Origin of the sequence: Planktothrix agardhii (genome assembly GCF_904830935.1) — a bacterium.
Lineage (GTDB): Bacteria > Cyanobacteriota > Cyanobacteriia > Cyanobacteriales > Microcoleaceae > Planktothrix > Planktothrix agardhii.
Genome location: NZ_LR882952.1, coordinates 3,314,486 through 3,336,397, shown reverse-complemented (window position 1 = coordinate 3,336,397; position 21,912 = coordinate 3,314,486). Strand labels below are relative to the sequence as shown.

At 39.7% G+C, this 21,912-nt stretch carries 19 protein-coding genes and 1 pseudogene; 7 read left to right on the top strand and 13 right to left on the bottom strand.

Going from position 1 to position 21,912, the window contains the following annotated elements; translation table 11 throughout:
* Positions 1-122 precede the first annotated feature (122 nt).
* The 10 genes from NMG88_RS15645 to NMG88_RS15600 all read right to left on the bottom strand — a co-directional run bounded on the left by NMG88_RS15645 (position 123) and on the right by NMG88_RS15600 (position 10,681).
* Entirely contained in the window at positions 123-1,427 is a 1,305-nt protein-coding gene (locus tag NMG88_RS15645; protein WP_254035589.1) for a sensor histidine kinase, read from the bottom strand.
* A gap of 6 nt (positions 1,428-1,433) precedes the next feature.
* Positions 1,434-4,208, bottom strand: coding sequence for an ATP-binding protein (locus NMG88_RS15640; RefSeq protein ID WP_235751484.1), 2,775 nt, complete (start codon positions 4,206-4,208; stop codon positions 1,434-1,436).
* 19 nt (positions 4,209-4,227) lie between these two features.
* Positions 4,228-4,800, bottom strand: coding sequence for a hypothetical protein (locus NMG88_RS15635; RefSeq protein ID WP_026787635.1), 573 nt, complete (start codon positions 4,798-4,800; stop codon positions 4,228-4,230).
* A 72-nt stretch (positions 4,801-4,872) separates the two neighbouring features.
* Positions 4,873-5,781 carry an MBL fold metallo-hydrolase gene (locus NMG88_RS15630; protein ID WP_042154196.1) on the bottom strand — a complete coding sequence of 303 codons (909 nt, stop codon included), beginning with the start codon at positions 5,779-5,781 and terminating at the stop codon, positions 4,873-4,875.
* A gap of 567 nt (positions 5,782-6,348) precedes the next feature.
* Positions 6,349-6,864 carry an inorganic diphosphatase gene (locus NMG88_RS15625; RefSeq protein WP_042154198.1) on the bottom strand — a complete coding sequence of 172 codons (516 nt, stop codon included), beginning with the start codon at positions 6,862-6,864 and terminating at the stop codon, positions 6,349-6,351.
* Positions 6,865-6,993: 129 nt separating this feature from the next.
* Entirely contained in the window at positions 6,994-7,635 is a 642-nt protein-coding gene (locus tag NMG88_RS15620; RefSeq protein ID WP_042154200.1) for a transaldolase family protein, read from the bottom strand.
* A gap of 187 nt (positions 7,636-7,822) precedes the next feature.
* Positions 7,823-8,479 carry a SanA/YdcF family protein gene (locus NMG88_RS15615; protein ID WP_042154202.1) on the bottom strand — a complete coding sequence of 219 codons (657 nt, stop codon included), beginning with the start codon at positions 8,477-8,479 and terminating at the stop codon, positions 7,823-7,825.
* A gap of 63 nt (positions 8,480-8,542) precedes the next feature.
* On the bottom strand, positions 8,543-9,106 hold the full coding sequence (gene cobU / locus NMG88_RS15610) for a bifunctional adenosylcobinamide kinase/adenosylcobinamide-phosphate guanylyltransferase (protein ID WP_042154205.1): 564 nt from the start codon (positions 9,104-9,106) through the stop codon (positions 8,543-8,545).
* Positions 9,103-10,056: a DUF5009 domain-containing protein gene (locus NMG88_RS15605; protein ID WP_227366472.1), complete on the bottom strand. Its 954-nt coding sequence runs from the start codon at positions 10,054-10,056 to the stop codon at positions 9,103-9,105. Before NMG88_RS15605 ends, cobU begins: the two co-directional genes overlap by 4 nt.
* Positions 10,057-10,282: 226 nt before the next feature.
* Complete coding sequence (locus NMG88_RS15600; protein WP_042154207.1) at positions 10,283-10,681, bottom strand: hypothetical protein; 399 nt, start codon at positions 10,679-10,681, stop codon at positions 10,283-10,285.
* A gap of 189 nt (positions 10,682-10,870) precedes the next feature.
* Here NMG88_RS15600 and NMG88_RS15595 point away from each other — a divergent pair, with 189 nt between their 5' ends.
* The gene (locus NMG88_RS15595; protein WP_235765792.1) at positions 10,871-11,650 is read left to right on the top strand and encodes a pentapeptide repeat-containing protein; all 780 of its coding nucleotides are present in this window, start codon (positions 10,871-10,873) and stop codon (positions 11,648-11,650) included.
* Between the two features lie 97 nt (positions 11,651-11,747).
* Here the strand turns inward: NMG88_RS15595 and NMG88_RS15590 are convergent, their stop codons facing one another.
* On the bottom strand, positions 11,748-12,377 hold the full coding sequence (locus NMG88_RS15590; protein ID WP_227365589.1) for a tetratricopeptide repeat protein: 630 nt from the start codon (positions 12,375-12,377) through the stop codon (positions 11,748-11,750).
* Between the two features lie 85 nt (positions 12,378-12,462).
* The gene (gene purH, locus NMG88_RS15585) at positions 12,463-14,010 is read right to left on the bottom strand and encodes a bifunctional phosphoribosylaminoimidazolecarboxamide formyltransferase/IMP cyclohydrolase (protein WP_254035588.1); all 1,548 of its coding nucleotides are present in this window, start codon (positions 14,008-14,010) and stop codon (positions 12,463-12,465) included.
* Positions 14,011-14,289: 279 nt separating this feature from the next.
* On the opposite strand from purH, the gene NMG88_RS15580 reads away from it, so the two are divergent.
* The gene (locus tag NMG88_RS15580; RefSeq protein ID WP_214560400.1) at positions 14,290-14,658 is read left to right on the top strand and encodes a response regulator transcription factor; all 369 of its coding nucleotides are present in this window, start codon (positions 14,290-14,292) and stop codon (positions 14,656-14,658) included.
* A gap of 178 nt (positions 14,659-14,836) precedes the next feature.
* Here NMG88_RS15580 and tig read toward each other — a convergent pair whose 3' ends face one another.
* Positions 14,837-16,240, bottom strand: coding sequence for a trigger factor (gene tig, locus NMG88_RS15575; protein WP_042157477.1), 1,404 nt, complete (start codon positions 16,238-16,240; stop codon positions 14,837-14,839).
* 320 nt (positions 16,241-16,560) lie between these two features.
* On the opposite strand from tig, the gene NMG88_RS15570 reads away from it, so the two are divergent.
* The 5 genes and pseudogenes from NMG88_RS15570 to NMG88_RS15550 all read left to right on the top strand — a co-directional run bounded on the left by NMG88_RS15570 (position 16,561) and on the right by NMG88_RS15550 (position 21,861).
* Positions 16,561-17,589 (top strand): aspartate-semialdehyde dehydrogenase, encoded by a 1,029-nt coding sequence (locus NMG88_RS15570; protein ID WP_042154219.1) that lies wholly within the window; start codon positions 16,561-16,563, stop codon positions 17,587-17,589.
* A gap of 52 nt (positions 17,590-17,641) precedes the next feature.
* Positions 17,642-18,529: a 4-hydroxy-tetrahydrodipicolinate synthase gene (gene dapA, locus NMG88_RS15565; RefSeq protein WP_026787650.1), complete on the top strand. Its 888-nt coding sequence runs from the start codon at positions 17,642-17,644 to the stop codon at positions 18,527-18,529.
* Between the two features lie 204 nt (positions 18,530-18,733).
* Positions 18,734-20,518 carry a ribonuclease J gene (locus tag NMG88_RS15560; protein ID WP_042154223.1) on the top strand — a complete coding sequence of 595 codons (1,785 nt, stop codon included), beginning with the start codon at positions 18,734-18,736 and terminating at the stop codon, positions 20,516-20,518.
* A gap of 182 nt (positions 20,519-20,700) precedes the next feature.
* Positions 20,701-20,802 (top strand): annotated as a pseudogene (locus NMG88_RS15555) (type II toxin-antitoxin system HicA family toxin); the annotation flags it as partial.
* Between the two features lie 30 nt (positions 20,803-20,832).
* Positions 20,833-21,861: a DNA-methyltransferase gene (locus NMG88_RS15550; protein ID WP_042154226.1), complete on the top strand. Its 1,029-nt coding sequence runs from the start codon at positions 20,833-20,835 to the stop codon at positions 21,859-21,861.
* Positions 21,862-21,912 lie beyond the last annotated feature (51 nt).

Here is a 21,912-nt window from a genome sequence, read left to right as displayed (position 1 = left end):
TTTGCCCTAGACTTGGTTTAGTAGTTAAACAACTGTTTAATAATCAGGATAAAACATTCTCTTAGGACATAGACTGATTTATGTTCTCGTTCGACCGTTCGACCGTTCGACTGGCTCACGGCTCACGAAGCGGCCTGTTCCCTGTTCCCTGTTTCCTGTTCCCTGTTTCCTGTTCCCTGTTCCCTGCTATAGCTGACTTCCTGGTAAAACGGTAAAATCATTGTAAAATCGCTTCCCTCTCCCACCTCAGAACTACAGGTTAAGGTTCCCCCATGTTTATCAACAATAATAGCATAGGTAATTGCCAATCCTAAACCCGTGCCTTGTCCCACAGGTTTTGTGGTAAAAAATTGGTCAAAACTGCGACGGATTACTTCTGGGGACATCCCAATTCCATTGTCACCAATATTAATCATTAATTGAGATTTATCGATGTGAGGTTCAATTTTAATAGTAACGTTAGGGACAAATTCTTCCTCCGGGATTGGCTGTTTTTTTAACATTATGACCTTACTATCAATGGCATCTATAGCATTATTCAATAAGTGAATAAAAACTTGATTAATTTCACTAGCATAGCATTCAATAGTCGATAATTTATCGTAATCTCGAATCACTTGAATTTCAGGACGATGGGAGGTAGATTTGAAACGATGACTTAACAGCATTAATGTACTTTCAATTCCTTCTTTGAGGTCTACGGTTTTTAATTGTGCTTCATCCAGTCGAGAAAATACTCGCAATGATCGTACTAAATCTCGAATTCGATTTGCACCGACTTCCATTGAGGATAAAAGGTGAGGAAGGTCATTTTTCAAAAATTCTAAATCAATTTCTTCAGACCATTGTTCAAGTTCAGGAATATGCGGTGGAAGATACTGTTCATAAAGTTGAATTGTTTTGAGTAAATCTCCCACATATTGTTGAGCATAAAAGATATTTCCATAAATGAAATTAATCGGATTATTAATTTCATGGGCGACACCCCCGACTAACTGACCAAGAGAAGACATTTTTTCCGTTTGAATTAACTGAAGCTGCATTTTTCTTAATTGTAAATGCACATTAATTCGGGCTAATACTTCTTCCGGTTGAATGGGTTTAGTAATATAATCTACTCCGCCAACTTCTAAGCCTTTTACCTTATTCACCAAATCACTCAAAGCCGTCATAAAAATTACGGGAATATCCTTAGTTTTATGATTTTCCTTTAACTGACGGCAAGTTTCAAACCCATCAATTCCCGGCATCATCACATCTAATAAAATTAAATCTGGTAAGGTGTCTTGAAGTTTTAGTAAAGCATTTTCCCCACTTTTGGCAATAGAAACTCTAAAGCCAGATTGATTTAAAATATCTAAAAATAACTTAACATTAGTCAAGTTATCATCAACAATTAAAATAGAATAGGAATAGGAATTTTTCATGGATTATTAATTATTAATATAGGGTTGAATAAAGTGGATAATTTGTTCGTCTTCAAAGGTTTCAGCCAATTGAATCATATAATCAGCAAAAGCAGTATATTCAGCATCTAACTGTTTAATCCGATCGGCTTCATTTTGAATATCTAAAATGTAACCCCCTTTGGCAAAATTATACAAGTTAATCAGTTCTTGAGAAGGAGGAATAATTAAAGAACTAACAGACACAGGTGATCTTGATTTGTATACTACTGGCTCTGAACTTTCGTAAATCCAGGTTAATTTTAACATTTCTTGGAGTTGATTTAATAAAACTTCTTCTTGTATGGGTTTAGATAGAAACCCATTACAACCCGCCTTTAAACATTCTTCTTGATCTGCACTAAATACAGAAGCAGAAGAAGCAATAATAATTAGATCATAAAATTCGGGATCGGTTCTTAATTGTCGAGTCATTTCTAAGCCCCCCAGAATAGGCATCATTAAATCAGTAATTACGACATTAGGATACAATTGTTTAACTTTTTCTAATCCTTCTTGTCCCTGGGTTGCTTCGATGAGTTCAAAGCCGAGGGGTTCCAATAAATTAACCATAACGGATCTATTTTCCCAGCGATCATCTACAATCAAAATAGTCTGTTTTTCTCCCTGATAACCGACAATTTTTTGTGAAGTTTCAGTTTTCTTAATCGGTTGATCTTTGGCTGCGGGTAAATTGACATCAAACCAGAATTTACTTCCAATTCCTGGAATACTCTCAACATTAATCTTCCCTGCCATCATTTCTACAATTTGATTACTAATGGCTAATCCCAATCCAGTTCCTTCTGATTTTCTGGCGTGTTCTCCTACCTGTTCAAAGGGTAAAAATATTTTTTGAATTTGTTCAGAGGTCATCCCAATTCCCGTATCCTCAATTTTAAACCTTATCATATACATTTTGATAGAATCAGATTCGATTGATTCCGATAAAACCTTGACTTCAAAACAAACCGACCCGGTATCAGTAAATTTAATCGCATTTCCTAATAGATTTAATAAAACCTGACGCAACCGCTTTTCATCAGCATAAATTCCTTCGGGTAAAGGAGTTAAAGATTGATAAGTAAATTGTAATTCTTTTTGTTCAGCTTTCAGGCGACAAACTTCTATAATTCCCCATAAACAATGTTCTAAATTAAAATCTACAGGATAGAGTTCTAGTTTACGCGCTTCGATTTTAGAGAAATCTAAAATATCATTAATTAGGGTTAATAAATGAGAACCACACTCATAAATAATATGGAGTCCTTGTCGGTGTTTAGGAGCTAGAGTTGGTTCCCGTTGTAGAATTTGAGCATAGCCTAAAATTCCATTTAAGGGAGTGCGGAGTTCATGGCTCATATTAGCCAAAAATTCACTTTTAGATTGGTTAGCAGATTCGGCATCTTCTTTCGCATTTTGGAGTTGTGCTGTACGTTCTTCTACTCGTTGTTCTAAACTTTCATTGGAAGTGGCTAAAATCGTAAAGGATTGTTGTAATTGTTGAGCCATTTGGTTAAAAGAATCCCCCAGAAGCATGATTTCTTTAATGCCTTTAATCCGAATTTTTTGTCTGAGATTTCCACTGGCAATTTCCCGGGAAGCAATACTCAAATCCATGATTTTTTGGGTAATCCAACGGGAGGTTAATAGTCCAAATATCATAGCAATTCCCACGGCAATTAAACAAAGAATAATGGTTTTTTGAGTATTCGCATTAATTTGCCCCATAAAATCGGATTCTGGAATTACCACGACAATTAACCAATCTAAACCCCATTGATCTTTCCAAGGACTAATATTGACAAATTGACGTTGATTATTGATCTTAATATATAGAGATTGACTTGTAGTAATCGAGTAAGTTTGACCAAATTTTTGAGTGATAGTATTAAAGGTTTCTCGAATTAGTGGATCTTGACTATCAGCAGCATTCAGCCGTTTTGCCACACCATTAACCATTTGATAAGGAGGTTTGGACAATGAACTTGCCACCAAAAGTCCGTTACGTTCTAAAATAAATATTTGTCCAGAGTTACTGGTTTTTAAATTTTTTAAAAATTCACTAATTTGTGATAAGCGTAAATTAGAAATCAAGACAGCAATTAAATTATTGCTATCATTATATAGGGGATAACTGGCGGAAATAGAGATAATATCGGGAAAATTATCCCATTGATAAATTTTACTCCAAATCGGTTTTTTTGCCCGAACTGCATCGGTATAAGCGGCTTCACTGCGGGGATTATAATTATCAAAAGATCCCATTAATTTAGTTCTATTCCCCTGGGGATCTGTTGCATAAATATTAGAATTCCATTCGGTTTTAGGAGAAAGTTCATCAATAGTAGCTTTATTCAAATCTAAAAAATATCCGGCTCCGGCATATTCTCCCGTAGGTAATACATAATAAACGTAACCCACATCAAAGGCTTGAAGTTGTCTCCAAAAATAATGCCCAACTTCAGAATAATTGGTCAGATCTAATAACCCTAATTCAACAGCATCGGCATTAATTTTATTAATTTTATGGGGTGTAGAAAGATAATTATTTAAGTGTTGTTTGATCCGAGAACTAACTTCATTTTCAATTTCTTGTGCGAGTTTATTAATAGCTTTTTCTCCATGATTGAAAGCTAACCAACCTGTCAAACCAACAGCAATAGAAATTTCCAATAAAAAAGGAACTACAAGTGCCAAACTTAGGGGAATTCCTTGGGATTTATGCGATCGACGAAAGATGGGAAAGAATGATAATATCATAGTAATAAAAGCAGTTAACTTAAGGAGAATTTTGCAACTCTGGTGTTAAGCTGCGAAAGTCAAATTGCGATGCACCCGGATGACAACTGATGCAACTATTCACCGTCAAAGGTTGGGAAAGATCAACCCGGGGATGGAGGGCTTTAAAATAACGGGAACGATTAAAACGATAGGGGATGGTCTCATCCTTGAGAGCAATGGGACGGGAATAGGTCTGGAGATATTTCCACATTAACAATAATGATGGCCCTTCTAAGGGTTGCAGCGTTGCACCATAATGTTCTGGATCTTGAATCACTTGCTGCCAAGTTTGGGTGGGAAATACCTGGGGTGGGATAGCAATATGACAGCTTGAACAGGTGTTGAGATAAAGTTCATGTCCCAGTTTATATGCGGGTTGAATACTGTCCACACTGCCGATCTGATTGGGGCTAGGCGCGTTTTCAGCCAGGACTACTGGGGAGACTAAAGGGGGTGTTTGTGTTATCCCCAAGGCAATACCGATACTCCACAGCCCGACTATTACAATTAATACCCAGGAAGGAGAACGTCCCTTTTGCTTTTGAATTCTGTTTTGACTTAAAAAACCCATAACCAAGACAAATGATCTGGCAACATCACTGAAATCCTAGCTCAGATTAGCACTGTTTTTGGAGACTTTCAGTTAATTCAGGTTTAAGATCATGCCTTCCCTAGCAACAACCCCGTTGGGAAAAACAGCCTGAACTTGGGCTTCAATTTGATTCAGAATTTCATCGGTATGGGATGGATCATGTTGATACATAACCACCTGCTTGACTCCAGCTTTTTTGGCGACTTCTACACCCATTTCCCAGGTGGAATGTCCCCAACCAATTCTAGGCAATTCGTGATTGTGATATTCTTCGTTGGTATAGGTGGCATCATAAATAAAAACATCTGCGTCCCTGGCCAGATGTAAAACATTTTTATCGAAGTGATCGGGAAAATGTTCGGTATCGGTACAATAAACCGCCGTCTTTCCTTGCCAAGTAACTCGATATCCCACCGCCCCATTGGGATGATTCAGGGGTGCGGTTTCAATTTTGATATCATCTAAAGTTAATGTATCTCCCGGAAATAGGTCATAGAACTTCATGTCTGACTGCATGACCTGGATAGGGACAGGAAAATTGGGGTGAACCATCTGATCACAGAGACGATCTTTGATGGTACTGCCATCCGGTGCGATCGCCCCATAAATATGAAAACGATTAATTGGAATAAAAGCGGGAACGAAAAAGGGAAATCCCTGGATATGATCCCAATGGGTATGGGAAAAAAACATATAGGCTTCCACGGGCATTTGTCTGAGCAGATCCATTCCCAAGACTCTTAAGCCTGTACCTGCATCAAAAATTAAGCGTTTTTCACCCAAGCGCATTTCCACACAGGAGGTATTTCCTCCGTATTCAACCGTTTGCGATCCAGGCGTGGGTATACTGCCCCGCACCCCCCAGAATCTTACGGAAAAATCAGTTTCAGAGTTCTTGTCCATGGGGGTTGCTTGATCATAAGAATGTGGGTTCTGGGCTGAAGGATCAGAAACTGGCATCGTTTGTTTTAGCCTTGGACGTAGAAGGTTGACTCAGCCTACAATTGAAAAGGCATGGAATTGACATCCTCCCCGCCATAAACGTACGGTGATTCCCAAACCTCACGATTTAGGTTTCTGCTTCTTAGCAACTGCCTCTACCCACAAGGAGTTTTCTGGTCTTATGTTCGCTCCACAGACTATCCCCGCAAGCCCTGCGGTTCTTATGTGTCGAAGTCTCAAAAAGAGAATTCTTAAGTTTGTGTTGATTCTAGGGGTGGACTGCCCATTGCCCTATCCTCTTTTCCCTGTCTACCGATTTGTCTGCGCCGCCAGTACAACTGGGCTTCGCTCGTTAGGCTGTCTGAATCCATCGTCACGGGTGGGTCAGTGACCATCCACATTCTAACACAAAGCCGTCTGTAGAACCACGGGGTTTCTACCCATTTTTTCGATAAATCTTAGCGTAGAGTAGTGTTTGGTGCATCTTAAACAATTATGAATTACGAATTAATAATTACGATAAGACACAATTCGTAATTCGTAATTCGTAACTCGTAATTAATTTCGTAATTCATAATTTGTAATTCACTGTTTACTGGCGGCTTTAATCCCTTTTTCTACTAGGGGCCCAACCTGATCCACATCCTGCCAACCCAGAATTTCAGTGACTTTCCGTTCTAGGTTTTTATAGGTTCGGAAAAATTCAGCAATTTCTTCTAGGCGATGATGGGGAATATCTTTAAGAGATTTTACATCTGCGTAGCGTGGATCGGCTGCGGGAACACAAAGAATTTTTTCATCCCGATCACCACCATCGATCATTTCTAAAAACCCAACGGGTCGGGCTGCGATCACACAACCGGGAAAGGTGGGTTGATCCATAATCACTAAACCATCTAAGGGATCTCCGTCTTCCCCTAGGGTATTGGGAATGAAGCCATAATCAAAGGGATATTGGACAGAGGCAAACAAAACCCGATCAAGGGCAAAGGCTTGTAACTCTTTATCGTATTCGTATTTGTTTTTGCTTCCGGCGGGAATCTCAATCAAAACGTTAATTAAACCCGGTTTGGGTTGGGGCGCAATCTTTGATAAATCCACGAATCGTTCTCCAAGCTTAGACAATCATCAAAATCGGGGAAAGATCCCCTCTATAATTCTAAGGCGGATGGGGATTTCCTCCAAGGGGGGTTGAGCTGTTTGCCACCGAGATCAATTCAGCATCCCCATTTAACCAGCACCGATTCCCCGACCATTTTGATTAAACTCTATAACAGTTTGTTCTGATAATTCATGGGTTGTGATTGCCCTTAAGATTTCTAAGGGTAAGGTTAAATGATGGGCTCCGGCTTGTAGGGTGGCAGCGGCTTCCTGGGGGGATTTAATACTGGCGGCTAATATTTTAGTCGGACTTCCTGTTAATATGTCGTTCATTTGTTTGACTAATTCAATACCATCCCCTAATAATCGAGTTGCCCGATTCACATAGGCGATCGCATATTTGGCCCCCGCTTCCATCGCTACAGCAGCTTGGGCGGCACTATAAATGGCAGTCACAGAACAGGGTATTTCGGCAGATAAATAGGCAACTGTTTGAAATCCTACGGAAGTCGCTGGAATTTTTAAAACCGTTTGTTCTCCTAGTAATTCAAAGGCTTTTTTTCCTTCCCTTACCATTCCCTGAAAATCCGATGCCATTAATTGATAATAGATTTCCCCCGAAATTAATTGTTTTAACTGTTTTAAGGTTTCTTCAGGAGATAATTCACTTTTTGCCAATAAAGTAGGATTGGTTGTAAGTCCTTTCACCCATCCCCAATCCTTAACTATTTGTGCTTCTGAAATAATTGCCGAATCCAAATATAAAGCCATAGATTTAATTTTTTTTAGGTGTTGGTTTTTATAGAGCTAGGGAACACCGGAACACCAGAATAGGGAATAGGGAATAGTAAGTTATGCCCCTTGTTACAAGGTTTAGTATTATCCTATAACTCTCAACTGATAGCTCTCAACTGATAGCTCTCAACTGATAACTCTTAACTGATAACTGATAACTGATTCATGACATTCCTTCAAATGGCCCTAAAAATGTCGGTTTGGGGCGAACAATATGCAGTTCTAGGATAGCTTTAATTACCGCTAAAATTTCTCTTTGGGTATAGAATCTCATGGAATCATCCTGAAATTTTCCCCAGTCTGGTGTTCCCAAGCCTACCGAGTCTATACCCAATTTATTACAGGTGTAAACCGCCCGGGGAAGATGATATTTTTGAGTAATTAAAACCGCCTTTTCTATGCCAAAAATTGCTCTAGCACGATAACAACTTTCATAGGTACTAAATCCAGCATAATCTAATTTAATATCCTTATTTGGAACTCCTAAACGTTCTGCATATTGCTGCATTGCCACCACTTCATTATATTCAGGAGTGCCATTATCCCCCGTCATTAATATTTTATGAATTCGCCCCAAACGATATAATTCCACTGCCCCTTCTACCCGATCTGCTAACATCGGTGTTGGGGTTCCATCCGCCCAAACTCCCGCCCCAAACACAATTGCTACAGGTTCTTTTGGGACGGTTTCTGGTTGCGTAAATCGACGATTATTCGTAACAGTTTTAATATAAATCGTCAATAAAAAAGGGACTAATACTGTCACCAAAACCATTAATAAAATCAGAAAACGCCAGTGCAAGATAAACCATTTAGGCATAAGATTGAAGTTAACCGTGGGAGAGACAAAGTTTAGCTTAGGAATAGGGTATCAGCAAAGCGGTTATTTTGACTCCAAGGGTGAACCCAATTGGGTCAAATTCAAAACATAACCCCCTGTCACCAGATAAACGGAGTCCGCTATCGCCCCTAAATGACGCACTAACGCCCCTAAACGATCGCGGAAGGTTCTACCCATGGGATATGCGGGAACCACTCCCCATCCAGTTTCTTCGGCTACTAAGATGATCATTCCTGGAAGTTTATCTAATATTTGTAATAATTCATCCTGCGTATTTTCCCAGGTAACTTTATCTTGTTCGAGCAAATTAGCTAACCAAGTTCCCAAGGAATCGACTAAAATACAAGTATTTTGACCCGATATTTTTTCTAAGGTTGCAGTTAGGTCTATCGGAACTTCTAAAATTTCCCAGGACATCGGGCGACGTTCTTGATGTTTTTGAATCCTAATTTGCCATTCTTGATCCGTTGGATCTCGTTGAGATGTAGCAATATAAATCACTGGTTTTTCCGACTGTAGGGCTAAGGTTTCCGCCCATTCACTTTTTCCTGAACGGGCTGGGCCAGTTACTACTATTAATTCAGAAGGAATAATTAAAGAATTCATATTAGGTTTTCCAAAATAATTTTAATCTTGTACATAAACTCACAAATAGTGCTACAATTATAGTATAGGATAATCCGCAATATAAAAATAGCGATCGCCGTGGTAATAAAAAAATAACTCATCGTGGCGGGATCTTTTTTGATTCCTCCTTGATAGGGTTCAAAAGCTAATCCTAAAATTAACCCATATATTCCCCATTGATACATTTGATATAATAAAAGTTCTAAGGGATGATGAGGTTCCCTGAGTAAGCGATAACTAAAAAGTAATAAAATCAAACTAATTCCTGTGGTTTGGGGGAGTAAGCGGGATTGTAAACCAATGAGTAAATTTAAAATAATTAATCCCATGACAATCACAATTCCAATTAAGCGAAATTGGTTCCAATTTTTGGGGATATCTTGATCCTCAACTTGTTGATAATTAATGATTTCCTCCCCTACAAAAGTTCCGGGGATCGCAATAAATAAATATTTTAAATATTCAAATTTATATAACCAAGGAATCGGGGATATTGATAGAATATCTGTTATCCATCCTCCGGCGGATTTCGAGAGAATTAAACCTAATAAAACTCCCAGTAAACCGATTCTAAATTGGGGATGATGGCGAGTGAATAGCCAAATCAAAGAAGTAAAAAAAATAATATTAGTTAATACTAATAAAATAATATCACTTCGATAGAGAGAAAATTGAGGAAATTTAGGATCATGGGGATATTGAATTTGAGTTAAAATTGCGATCTCCACCCCCAAACCGAGGAAATTTATAACCAAATTAATCCATTTAGGAATAAACTTAGGTAATTGCACAAACATAAAAAATAATACCCCAAATCCGATTAAGGCGAGTTGCCATTTTTCGGAATTAGATTCGGGACTAATTACTGTTGGTCGAAAATGTTGTAAAACAATCGCAAAAGTAGCTAATAAAAATCCCCGTTTTAAAATTTCTATATTGATAGGCTAATTTCATTAGGGTAAATCGTCTATTTTTCAACTACTAACGGATGGTAAATCATCAATCGTACCCCTTTTTGTTAACTTTTATTATAGCAGAATCAGCCAAATTTTTTGTAAAAATATCAATAAAAAATTTGGCTCAGTAATTCGTTATATCAGAAAAGATAACTTAAAGGGGTAAGGATTAAAGTTGTTTCAAATTGATGAAACTAGATTAACTTCCACCTGCTGCAATACCGAATACAAGAATCAGAATTAAACCAATTATCATAAAGATTACAGCAATCAAAAATAGCCAATATTGCAGCGTATAAAGTTTCCGCAATTGTCCCAAAGCACCCATCAAATTTTCAATATCATTTCCTTGGGTATCAACAATTAATTGAAACGCTTTTGCCGCATTAATTGTCCAAATTCCTGTTACTAATAAAATGACTCCTTGAACTATGCCACTAAATCCCCCTTGCACCCCTTGTAAAATTGTGATGAAGCCACTAATTGCCCCTAATGCCCCACTCACAATCAGAAAGTAACTCACAAACCTCATTTTTTTAGACAAATCCAAAATCAGTTGATTCTGAGATTCATTAAACTCATAAGTTCCGTTGTCCATAGTTTCCTCTGAAAAAAAGTTAAGTTAATTACAGCTTAATTTTACCCCTATTTTCTAAAATGGCAATCATTCAGTTAAAAAAACCTTGTTACTTCTGCTGTCTGTGATAGAATTTGGGCAAACGCTCAATCCATTGCTAACCCCCAGGTTAGAAACGATTGAGCAGAAATACTAAAAAATGGAGTGAGGATGATGAATTTTAAAACCTTAGCATTGTCTGTTATTCTATCTACATTGGGATTGGCGACCGTTGCTCAAGCAGAAAACGAATCGGATTTGCAACAATTAAGAACTACAAATCGTTGTCCCGAATGTGATTTAAGAGGCGCAAATCTGCAACAGTTTGATTTGCGAGGGGCTAATTTATTTAAAGCTCAACTGCAAGGAGCAGATTTAAGAGGAGTTGATCTTCGCAGTGCTAATCTAAATCAAGCAAATTTATATAATGCAGATTTAACTCAAGCTAATCTAGCATCTGCTAACTTATTTGATGCTAATTTAAGGAATACTATATTAGAGCGAGTGGATTTTAGAGAAGCGGATCTTTCCCAAGCGGATTTAGCTCAGGCAAATTTAATCAAAGCGGATTTAAGAGACGCCAGTTTAGTCGGTACAAATTTTAGCCAATCCTATCTTAACCAAGCTAATTTAGAAAATGCTGATTTGCGTAAGGCATTTTTATTTCAAACTGATTTAGAAGCAGCAAATCTCACCCGGGCTAATTTATTAGGTGCGGATTTACGCAGAGCTAATCTGGATCGGACTATTTTAGAAAATGCCAATTTAACCGCTACAATTCTAGCTAATACTAACATTGATCGGGCTAAATTATCTCAAACTACACTCAGGGGAAGTCTTCTCCAAGGCACGGATTTATCCCCGATTGTTTGTGTAATTACAAATGTTGTTAATTGTGTGGTTGTACCGATTTCAGAACAGGTTGAAAGTCAAGAATTTCCCTTGAATTAATGTTGATCAGATAATCTAAAAAATCTAGTAGGGCGGGTTTACAAATCTTATTTGTAGAAATCAGAAATTATGACGGAACCCGCCCCTACAATTAATATTATTGTGAGGTTTTATTTAACATTTCTTGAAGTTGGAGGACGGCTTTATTATTCCCCTGTTGTGTATATAATTCTAAGGCTTTTTTCCAAGCATTATTGGCTTCGGCGGTATTGCCTTTTTTCCATAAAGATTCCCCTAAATTTTTTAAGGCTTCCGCATAGTCAGGATTAATTTCTAAGGCTTTTTGATATTGGGCGATCGCTTCATCCCATTGTCCTTGACTGGCGTGTAAAAATCCCAAAGCATTATAAGCCAGCCCATATTGAGGATTCAAACTAATAGCTTCTTGATAGACTTGAGTAGCTTCTTCTATTTTTCGTTGATAAAATAAAGAATTTCCTAAATAAAAATAATATTTAGCTTCTTTGGGTTGATTTTCTACCAATTGACGAAAAATTGCTTCGGAAGCGGCATAATTTCCAGTTTGATAGAGTTGAATTGCTTGACGAAATATTGCTTGTCGAGATTGTTTCTTATCTAACTTTTCCTGTTCTGCTTCACTGGGTTTACCCCGCAACTCGCTGGGACTGGGTAAATCATTTTGAGCTTGTACTTTGGATGATAATACAATAATTATTCCTAAAATTATTGTTGTTACCCAGGTTAAATTTAACGGTTTATTTTTCATCTTTGTAATTGTAATCTGATCTTAAACTCTTTCTGCAAAATATTCCGATAGGTTGTTATCTACCGGAATATTGATTATATTTTAATTAATGCAGAAAATGACGAATCCCTGTGAAAACCATAACTAATCCTAACTCATTGGCTGCCTTAATTGAATCTTGATCCCGCATACTTCCTCCCGGTTGGACGATCGCAGAAATACCTGCCGCCGCCGCCGTGCGAACTGAATCATCGAAGGGGAAAAAGGCATCACTTCCTAAAACCCCGCCTTGAGCGTTGTCTCCGGCTTGTTTCAGGGCAATTTCTACCGACCCCACCCGATTCATTTGTCCAGCCCCAACCCCTAATGTCGTCTGATTTTTAGTAACAACAATAGCATTAGATTTAACGTGCTTAACTATTTTCCAAGCAAACATTAATTCCTCTAATTCTTCTGGAGTAGGTTGCTTTTCTGTCACCACTTTCCAGTCCGTAGATTGTTCCACAATATCATCGGCGGTTTGGACTAAAAAACCACCTGCAATTAGTTTAATTGTTTCTTTTGGCCCTTGAGTTAAATTAGGTAAAATTAACACCCGTAGGTTAGATTTTTTCTTGAGAATTTGAGACGCTTCTGGAGTACAATCTGGGGCAACAATACACTCTAAAAAGGTTTTGCTTAAAGCCGTTGCTGTCTCTTGATCAATAGTTCGATTTAATGCTACAATTCCCCCAAAGGCAGAGGTTGAATCAGCATTAAAGGCTTTTTCATAAGCTGTAGATAGACTATTAGCAACGGCAACACCACAGGGATTAGTATGTTTTAAAATAGCGGCGGCGGGTTGATCTGGAAACTCACAAATAATCCGTCTAGCGGCTTCTAAATCCACTAAGTTATTATAACTTAAGGGTTTTCCTTGTAAAATCTGACCCGATGCCCATCCGGTGGGTTGAGTTCCACTTTGATACCAAGCCGCAGGTTGATGGGGATTTTCGCCATATCTTAAGGATTGAATTTGAGTTCCTGCTAGGACAAAACTTTGGGGTAAGGGAGATTCAGAATTGAGTTCTTGTTGTTCTAAATAGGCTGCGATCGCGCTATCATAAGCTCCCGTATGTTGAAAGGCTTTTAAGGAACAATGTTGACGAAATTCTAAAGAAATTTCCCCATTTTTTTGCTTAAATTCTTCTAAATAAGATCCATATTGTTCGGGATTACATAATACAGTTAAATGGGCATAATTTTTAGCCGATGCCCGTAATAAAGTTGGGCCACCAATATCAATATTTTCGATCGCGTCTGCTAAAGAAACATCGGGTTTAGCAATAGTTTGTTCAAAGGGATAAAGATTAACTACGACTAAATCAATAGCACGAATATTATGGGTTTCTAACTCACTTAAATCTTGAGGAACATCTCGACGGGCTAAAATTCCGCCATGAATGCGAGGATGGAGGGTTTTAACTCGTCCGCCTAAAATCTCAGGAAATCCCGTATAATCAGAGACTTTAGTAACAGCAAGTCCGGCCGATTTTAAAGCTGTTGCTGTACCGCCACTACTAATTAAGTCGAAACCCAATTCTTCAACTAGGTTTTTAGCAAACTCAATCAGTCCTCGTTTATCAGATACACTCAATAAAGCTAAACGGGCCATTGGGCAAAACTCCGAATTCAAAAACAACAGTCTACCATTGTTGCACCTACTGGCTCAATGATTGCTAGTTTGTGGGGGTGCAGTATGTCTGCTGCACTCAAAAGACTTATTAGAGAATTTAATCTTGACGGTGGCTAAAGCCACCACCGCTTACCTCCCCATAGCTAAAGCTAGGGGCTTCCGCTCGTTTTTTGGTGAAATCCGCTAGAATAGGATCAAGAAACGTAAAAACACTCTCAAAAATCCCTATATTCTAGCTTTTAATAGCCAAAATTAAAAATGACTACAGTGATGATTGTCGATGATAGCAACGCTCTCCGAGAGATAATTGCTAAGATGTTGCAAGACAGTGGGATGGAGGTGATCTCAGCCGAAGATGGAGTTCAAGCCTTAGAAAAAATTGAACAGGTCACACAACTGGATTTAGTGGTATTAGATATTGTTATGCCCAATATGAACGGCTATGAGTTGTGTCGCCAGATTAAAAAAAATCCCAAAACCCAGAATATTCCCGTAGTTATGTGTTCTAGTAAAAGTGAGGACTTTGATCGCATCTGGGGAATCAGACAAGGGGCTGATGCCTATATTTCCAAACCTTTCCGTCCCGAAGAACTGTTGAGTACAATAAAACAACTCCTACCGAGGTAGGAATCAGTTATCAGTTGTAGGGGCGGGTTCATCCAGATTTAGGTGATTAACTCATATCTAAAATAACCCGCCCCTAGCAGTCAAAGAGTTATCAGTTGAGGAGTTAATAAATTAACTGTAAACTTCTTAACTGATAACTGTTAACTGTTAACTGATAACTGAATAGTCGTCCCGTCGATTATTCTGCTTCGGTACTATCAATTTCATCATCATCTTCATCTTCATCGTCTTCATAGTCTTCATCGTCTTCTTCAGGGGTTAAAGTCCCTTCGGGAAATAACTCAATAGTTGAGTTTTCTTCCAGCCAGGTAAAGGTTTTTTGTTGAACTAAATCTTCGGTCACAAAAGCGCGTAACCTTTGAGGATCAACATCTTGACCCTTGAGTTCTGAAAGAACTTTAATTTCTTCGGCTTTAATTTCTTCCTCGGTGACGGTCAAAGATTCTAATTTGGCGACTTCCTTCAAGGCCAAAGAACGTTTCAAAGCCTCAATCGCCTCTGGACGGGCTTGTTCCCGTAGCCGAGGTAACATTTCCCCCGTCAATAACCGCTTAACATCTAACCCCATCTTGCTCAACTGCATCACCTGTTCGGTAATCAGTCGGTCAACCTCCTGACGAATTAAAGTTTCCGGTAAATCAACTTCAATGGTTTCTGCTAAAGCATCCACTAACGCCTTCCGTTGATTGGCCTTGGTTTGGTCGTCCTTTTCACCTTGAAAGCGTTTTTCCAAAGATTCCCGCAGTTCGGCTAAAGTGGAAAACTCGCTGACTTCTTCGGCAAAATCATCATCTAACTCAGGAAGTTCTTTTTCCTTAATTTCATTGACAGTAATTGTAAAAGTGGCATCTTTCCCAGCTACATCCTTATCCCCATATTCATCGGGAAACTTTAGGTTTAAGGTTTTGGTTTCCCCTGAATTCATGCCCACAATCCCATCAACAAAACCAGGGATAAACCGACCTTCCTCTAAATCTACTTGGAAATTATCACCCTTAGCACCCGGAATTTCTTCAGGTTCGTCCGTTTCCGACTCTTGGGTAAAATACCCTTTAAAATCAACAAACGCCACATCCCCTAATTGGGCGGGTCTAGCTTCAACCGGAATTAAGGTAGCTCTTTTTTCCTGTTCCTGTTTTAATACCTGTTCTACCTGTTCGGGGTCAAACTTAACTTCTTCGGCTTGGACAGTTAAGCCCTTATATTCACCGAGTTGAACTTCGGGTTCCACATCCACAACCACTTTAATCGTCAGGGTTTGTCCGGGTTCAAATTGCTGAATCAGTTGATCAATATCGTCTTGAGGCTCAAAGTTGCCAATCGCCGGAATCTTTTCCTGTTCGACAGCTTTGGGTAAATACTGATTCATTAAATCATCCAACGCAGCCGCCTTAATTCGTTCCTGACCCAAGCGCTGAACCAAAACGTGGCGAGGCACTTTGCCTTTGCGGAACCCAGGAATATTCACCGAGCGACTCATCTTCTGAACAACTTGCTCATAAGCACTTTTAGACATTTCAGGAGTAATCTCAATGTCTAATCCAATTTGACTTGCGGGAAGTTTTTCCTGGGTTACTTTCATAAAAAATCGTGATATTCTGAATTCAACACCCCCAACACATTTAACTCGCGGGGGAACCATAATCACCGACATTAGCAAGTTAAAATTGCTAATGTCGGTTTGTGTAATCAAATAGTGATCCTAACTGATTATGCGCCCTTGTGTGACCATTTATTAGATTTTGTTAGATTTTGGTTGGAATCGGAACGGCCAAACTATAATAGATAAGGGAGATTAAGCCCCTACCCAAACGATTAATAATTATTAACCCAAAAGTTTTACGCCCTATAAAAATTTAGATTTATTAAAAATACTATTTTTTGATCACGGAGGTTACAATTTTGTCAAATTCTTATCGAGTTGCCATTCTGGGGGCAACGGGTGCGGTCGGGGCGGAGTTAATCGAACTCCTGGAAAGTCGAAATTTTCCAGTGGTGGAGTTAAAGTTATTGGCTTCTCCCCGTTCGGCGGGAACCTCCTTAACCTTTAGGGGGGAAACTTTACCCGTGGAAGCGGTGTCGGAAACCAGCTTCGATCATGTTGATATTGTGTTGGCATCGGCTGGAGGAGCAACCTCTAAGCTTTGGGCATCAAAAATAGTCGCGGCCGGGGCGGTGATGATTGATAACTCCAGTGCCTTCCGCATGAACCCCGATGTCCCGTTAGTCGTCCCGGAAGTTAACCCAGAGGCTCTTAACCACCATAAGGGGATTATTGCTAACCCCAACTGCACCACGATTTTAATGACGGTGGCAGTTTGGCCATTATATCAGGTACAACCGATTCGCCGGATGGTTGTTGCTACCTATCAATCGGCAAGTGGGGCCGGGGCTAGGGCTATGGAAGAAGTGAAGCAACAGACTTTAGCCATTTTGCAAGGAGAAACACCCAAAACCGAGATTTTTCCCTATCCCTTGGCCTTTAATCTTTTCCCTCACAACACACCGATTAATGAATTGGGTTATTGTGAAGAAGAAATGAAAATGATTAATGAAACCCGCAAAATTTTTGGGGTCAGTGATCTGATGATTTCTGCAACTTGTGTGCGGGTTCCCGTGTTACGCGCCCATTCAGAAGCGGTTAACTTAGAATTCGAGCAACCCTTGAGTGTAGAAAAAGCCCGGCATATCCTCAGCACCGCCCCCGGAGTGGAACTGGTGGATGATCCCAAAGCCAACTATTTCCCCATGCCGATTGATGCGAGTGGACGTGATCCGGTGTTAGTAGGTCGGATTCGTCAGGATTTGTCCCATCCCTGTGGGTTAGAATTGTGGCTCTGTGGTGATCAAATTCGCAAGGGTGCAGCATTAAACGCGGTGCAAATTGCTGAATTGTTAGTGGAAAAACAACTTTTAGGTTTACGGCGTTGAGGTTTTAACCATGACAAACGCAGGAAACACCGATAACTGATATTAAAGACAAATGGTAAGTTTTGGACGAGTCATAACGGCTATGGTAACGCCGTTTCACGAAGACGGTAGTGTGAATTATGCAGTGGCGGAAAAGTTGGCCGCCCATCTGGTGAGCACCGGAAGCGATGCCGTAGTTGTGTGCGGAACTACGGGGGAATCTCCGACCTTGACTTGGGATGAAGAATACGAGTTATTTCAAGTCGTGCAGAAGGCGGTGTCAGGCAAGGCTAAGGTAATCGCGGGAACAGGATCGAATTGCACCCAAGAGGCGATCGATGCCACCCAAAAGGCTACTAAACTGGGTTTAGATGGCACATTACAGGTTGTCCCCTATTACAATAAACCCCCCCAGGAGGGTTTGTATCGGCATTTCCAAGCGATCGCCCAGGCCTGTCCCGATTTGCCAATTATGCTTTACAATGTACCCGGACGCACAGGACAAAATCTCCTCCCAGAAACGGTAGCGCGTTTGGCGGAGATTGAAAATATTGTGGGGATTAAGGAAGCTAGTGGCAATTTAGATCAAGTCAGCCAAGTTCGACGGTTGACACCTTCGGAATTTTCGATCTACTCTGGAGATGATTCTCTGACCTTGCCCATGTTAGCCGTTGGCAGTTCCGGGGTGGTCAGCGTCGCCAGTCATCTAGTGGGAACGCAACTCCAACAGATGATTCAAGCCTTTGAAGCGGGTCAAATACAAGTAGCAACTGACATCCATATCCGGTTATTAGGGTTGTTTAAAGCCTTGTTTGTCACCACCAACCCGATTCCGTTGAAAGTGGCACTTAACTTGCTAGGCTGGAATGTGGGATCGACCCGTTTGCCTTTGTGTGACCCAACGGCTGAAGTGACAAACGCATTGAAGGACGTGCTGAGTCAATTAAATCTAGTTAAGTAGGATCTCGGCACAGTTTTCTAGGCTTTGTGAAAACTAAATATCCACTCCTGATTGACAGAATTTTCAAAATAATTAGGATAATTCTGGAAATTCTATCAACTCTTAAATTTTGCCTTGATTATTTCAATTGTCAACCCCTAACAAAAAAGGATCAGCATGATTAAAAACAGCAACACTCCCGTGATTAGAAAAAAAAGCTCAACCATGGCTACCCCCACTTCAACTCCGGTATTTAGTTCCGGTTCTCTGAAAATTATTCCTTTAGGGGGATTACATGAAATCGGAAAAAACACTTGCATCTTTGAATATGAAGATGAAATTGTGATTTTAGATGCGGGTTTAGCGTTTCCAACTGATGGAATGCACGGCGTTAATATTGTTTTACCCGATGTCACCTATCTGCGGGAAAACCGAGAAAAAATCAAGGGGATGATTGTTACCCATGGTCATGAAGATCATATTGGAGGAATTGCTTTTCACCTGAAACAATTCGATATTCCGGTAATTTATGGCCCTCGGTTAGCGATGGCATTATTACAAGGAAAATTAGAAGAAGCCGCCGTGGCCGATCGCACGGAATTACGCTCGGTTCGTCCCCGGGAAATGGTCAGAATTGGGAAATATTTCCTAGTAGAATATATTCGCAATACCCACTCCATTGCTGATAGTTTTACCGTCGCCATTACTACTCCTGTGGGTGTGGTAATTCATACGGGAGATTTTAAAATTGATCATACTCCTGTAGATGGAGAATTTTTTGATTTCCAACGGTTAGCCGAATACGGAGAAAAAGGGGTTCACTGTCTATTAAGTGACTCTACAAATGCCGAAATTCCAGGGTTTACCCCTTCGGAAAGTTCCGTTTATCCCAACTTGGAGCGAGTTTTTGCCCAAGCTCAGGGTCGGATTTTAGTCACAACTTTTGCTTCCTCTGTTCACCGTCTAAATATTATTTTAGATATTGCTCAAAAGCAGGGAAGGTTGGTATCGGTGGTGGGTCGCTCCATGTTAAATGTGATTGCCCACGCTCGGACATTAGGATATATCAAATGTGAAGATCGGTTATTTGTGCCCCTGAATGCAATTAGTGGGATTCCTAATGATAAATTACTGATTTTAACCACCGGATCTCAAGGGGAACCTTTATCGGCATTAACCCGCATTGCTGAAGGAGCCCATCGTCAAATTAATATTAAGCAAGGCGATACCGTTGTCTTTTCAGCTAACCCGATCCCTGGGAATACAATTGCAGTGGTGAACACCATTGATAAATTGATGATCCAGGGAGCAAATGTGATTTATGGACGGGAAAAAGGGATTCACGTTTCCGGTCATGGATGTCAAGAAGATCAGAAGTTAATGTTAGCTTTAACTCGTCCGAAATTCTTTGTTCCTGTGCATGGAGAACACCGGATGTTAGTTCAACACCAAAAGACTGCCCAAAGTATGGGTATTCCAGCAGAAAATATGGTGTTAATTGATAACGGTTTTGTGGTAGAATTAACTAAAGAATCAATCCGAATTGCGGGTAAAGTTCAAGCCGGAATTGAACCTGTGGATGCCTCTCGCTCTGGGGTGGTTAAAGATGAAACCATGAAGGAACGGCGTCAGTTAGCCGAAGAAGGGATAGTTACAATGGCCGTAGCTGTGGGAACCGATGGTAAGTTATTGGCACGGCCTGAGATTCATTTGAAAGGGGTTGTCAACAGCGTTAATCAGGCTTCTTTACAAGAACAATTAACCCAAACTATTGAGACGGTTTTAAGTGAACGTTGGACAGAATTTGCCCGCACTTTTGACTCAGAAACAAAAGAAGTGGATTGGGAAGGGTTAAAAGTTCAAGTCGAACGCTCGATCCAGCGTGTCCTGCGCCGTGAAATTGCTAGTAATCCTTTGTTGGTTTTATTAGTTCAAATTCCCGACGAAGAACCTGCTACAAAACTAACAGGTCGTCGTCGTCCTCGCAGCACCGCAAGAGTGGCTTCTTAGGGTAAAAAACGGTTTAGAAACCCGGCGACTTTCCTCTCGTTCCATCTTCCAGGTTCCACCTGGGAATAAGAACAGGGAGGCTCTGGCTCCGTTTGATTCAACAGCAGACGGAGCCTGCACTTGAGCATTGCTAGGTAGAACCTAGCAACGAGAAATTCTGAAACAGAACAGAACGCTACACAACGATTCCCAATCATGCTGGTGATATGCCAGAGGGTACGCTCCGTGCAATTTTAAAGCAGGCTGCTATTGAACCGGATGATTTTCTCAATAGCGATCGTTAGGAATGTAGAGTAAACCCCAAAAATTAGCTAATGATGGATTTAGATAAAATAATTCATGGTGATTGCATCGAAATTTTAAAGGAGATACCGGATCGCAGTATAGATTTAATCATTCTCGATCCCCCATACTGGAAAGTAATTAGTGAACAATGGGACTACAAATGGCGAACTCATAACGATTATTCGCAATGGTGTTTTGCATGGCTGTCGGAAATTGCAAGAGTGATTAAATTATCAGGAAGCTTATATTTATTTGGTTATTTGAGAAACTTAATCCCTTTATGTTCAGAAATCGGTGATTTAGGATTTCTTTTAAGACAGCAAATCGTGATTGATAAGGGAATAAGAGCCATAGGTGGCAGAGCAACTAAAGGCTATAAAATGTTCCCCAATGTGACAGAAAGTTTACTATTCTTTATTTTTGACAGTAAACCTTTTATAAAGCAATTTCTGAAAGATCGGCAAAAAGAACTCAAATTAACAGCACAGGAAATTAATAAAAAGCTTGGTGTCAAAGAGAATGGTGGTGGAATGTGGTCGCTTTACACAGGTGACAATATTCTTGCTCAAGTTCCTACCAGAGAAATGTGGGGAAAGTTACAAGAAATTCTTGAGTTTGAGTATCCTTATGAAAATATTGCTCAAGTTTTCAATATTGAGATGGGCGTGACAGATGTGTGGACTGATATTGATTTTTATCAAGAAGAAAGGGAACATCCTACACAAAAACCTGTTAAATTAATGGAGAGGATTATTAAAGCTAGTAGTAATGAAGGAATGATTGTTTTAGATCCCTTTATGGGGTCGGGTTCCACCGCTTTAGCTTGTATTAATTTAAAACGGCATTTTATGGGAATTGAAAAAGAAGATAAGTATGTAAGAATAGCTGAAGAAAGAATTAAAAAATTAGAATTTCAAAGCAATCAAGAAAGTTTTATTACTTATGATAAAAATATCATAGATCAAACGAATTTCAAAAAAAACAAAAAAATATCAAACACTGATTTGTTGAGTTCACCTTATGAGCAGCTAGTTATTGATTTTGATAGCCTGCAATAGATTAAATACTCACCTGATACGAGGTTTTTACCTATATCTAGCGGGTTATCT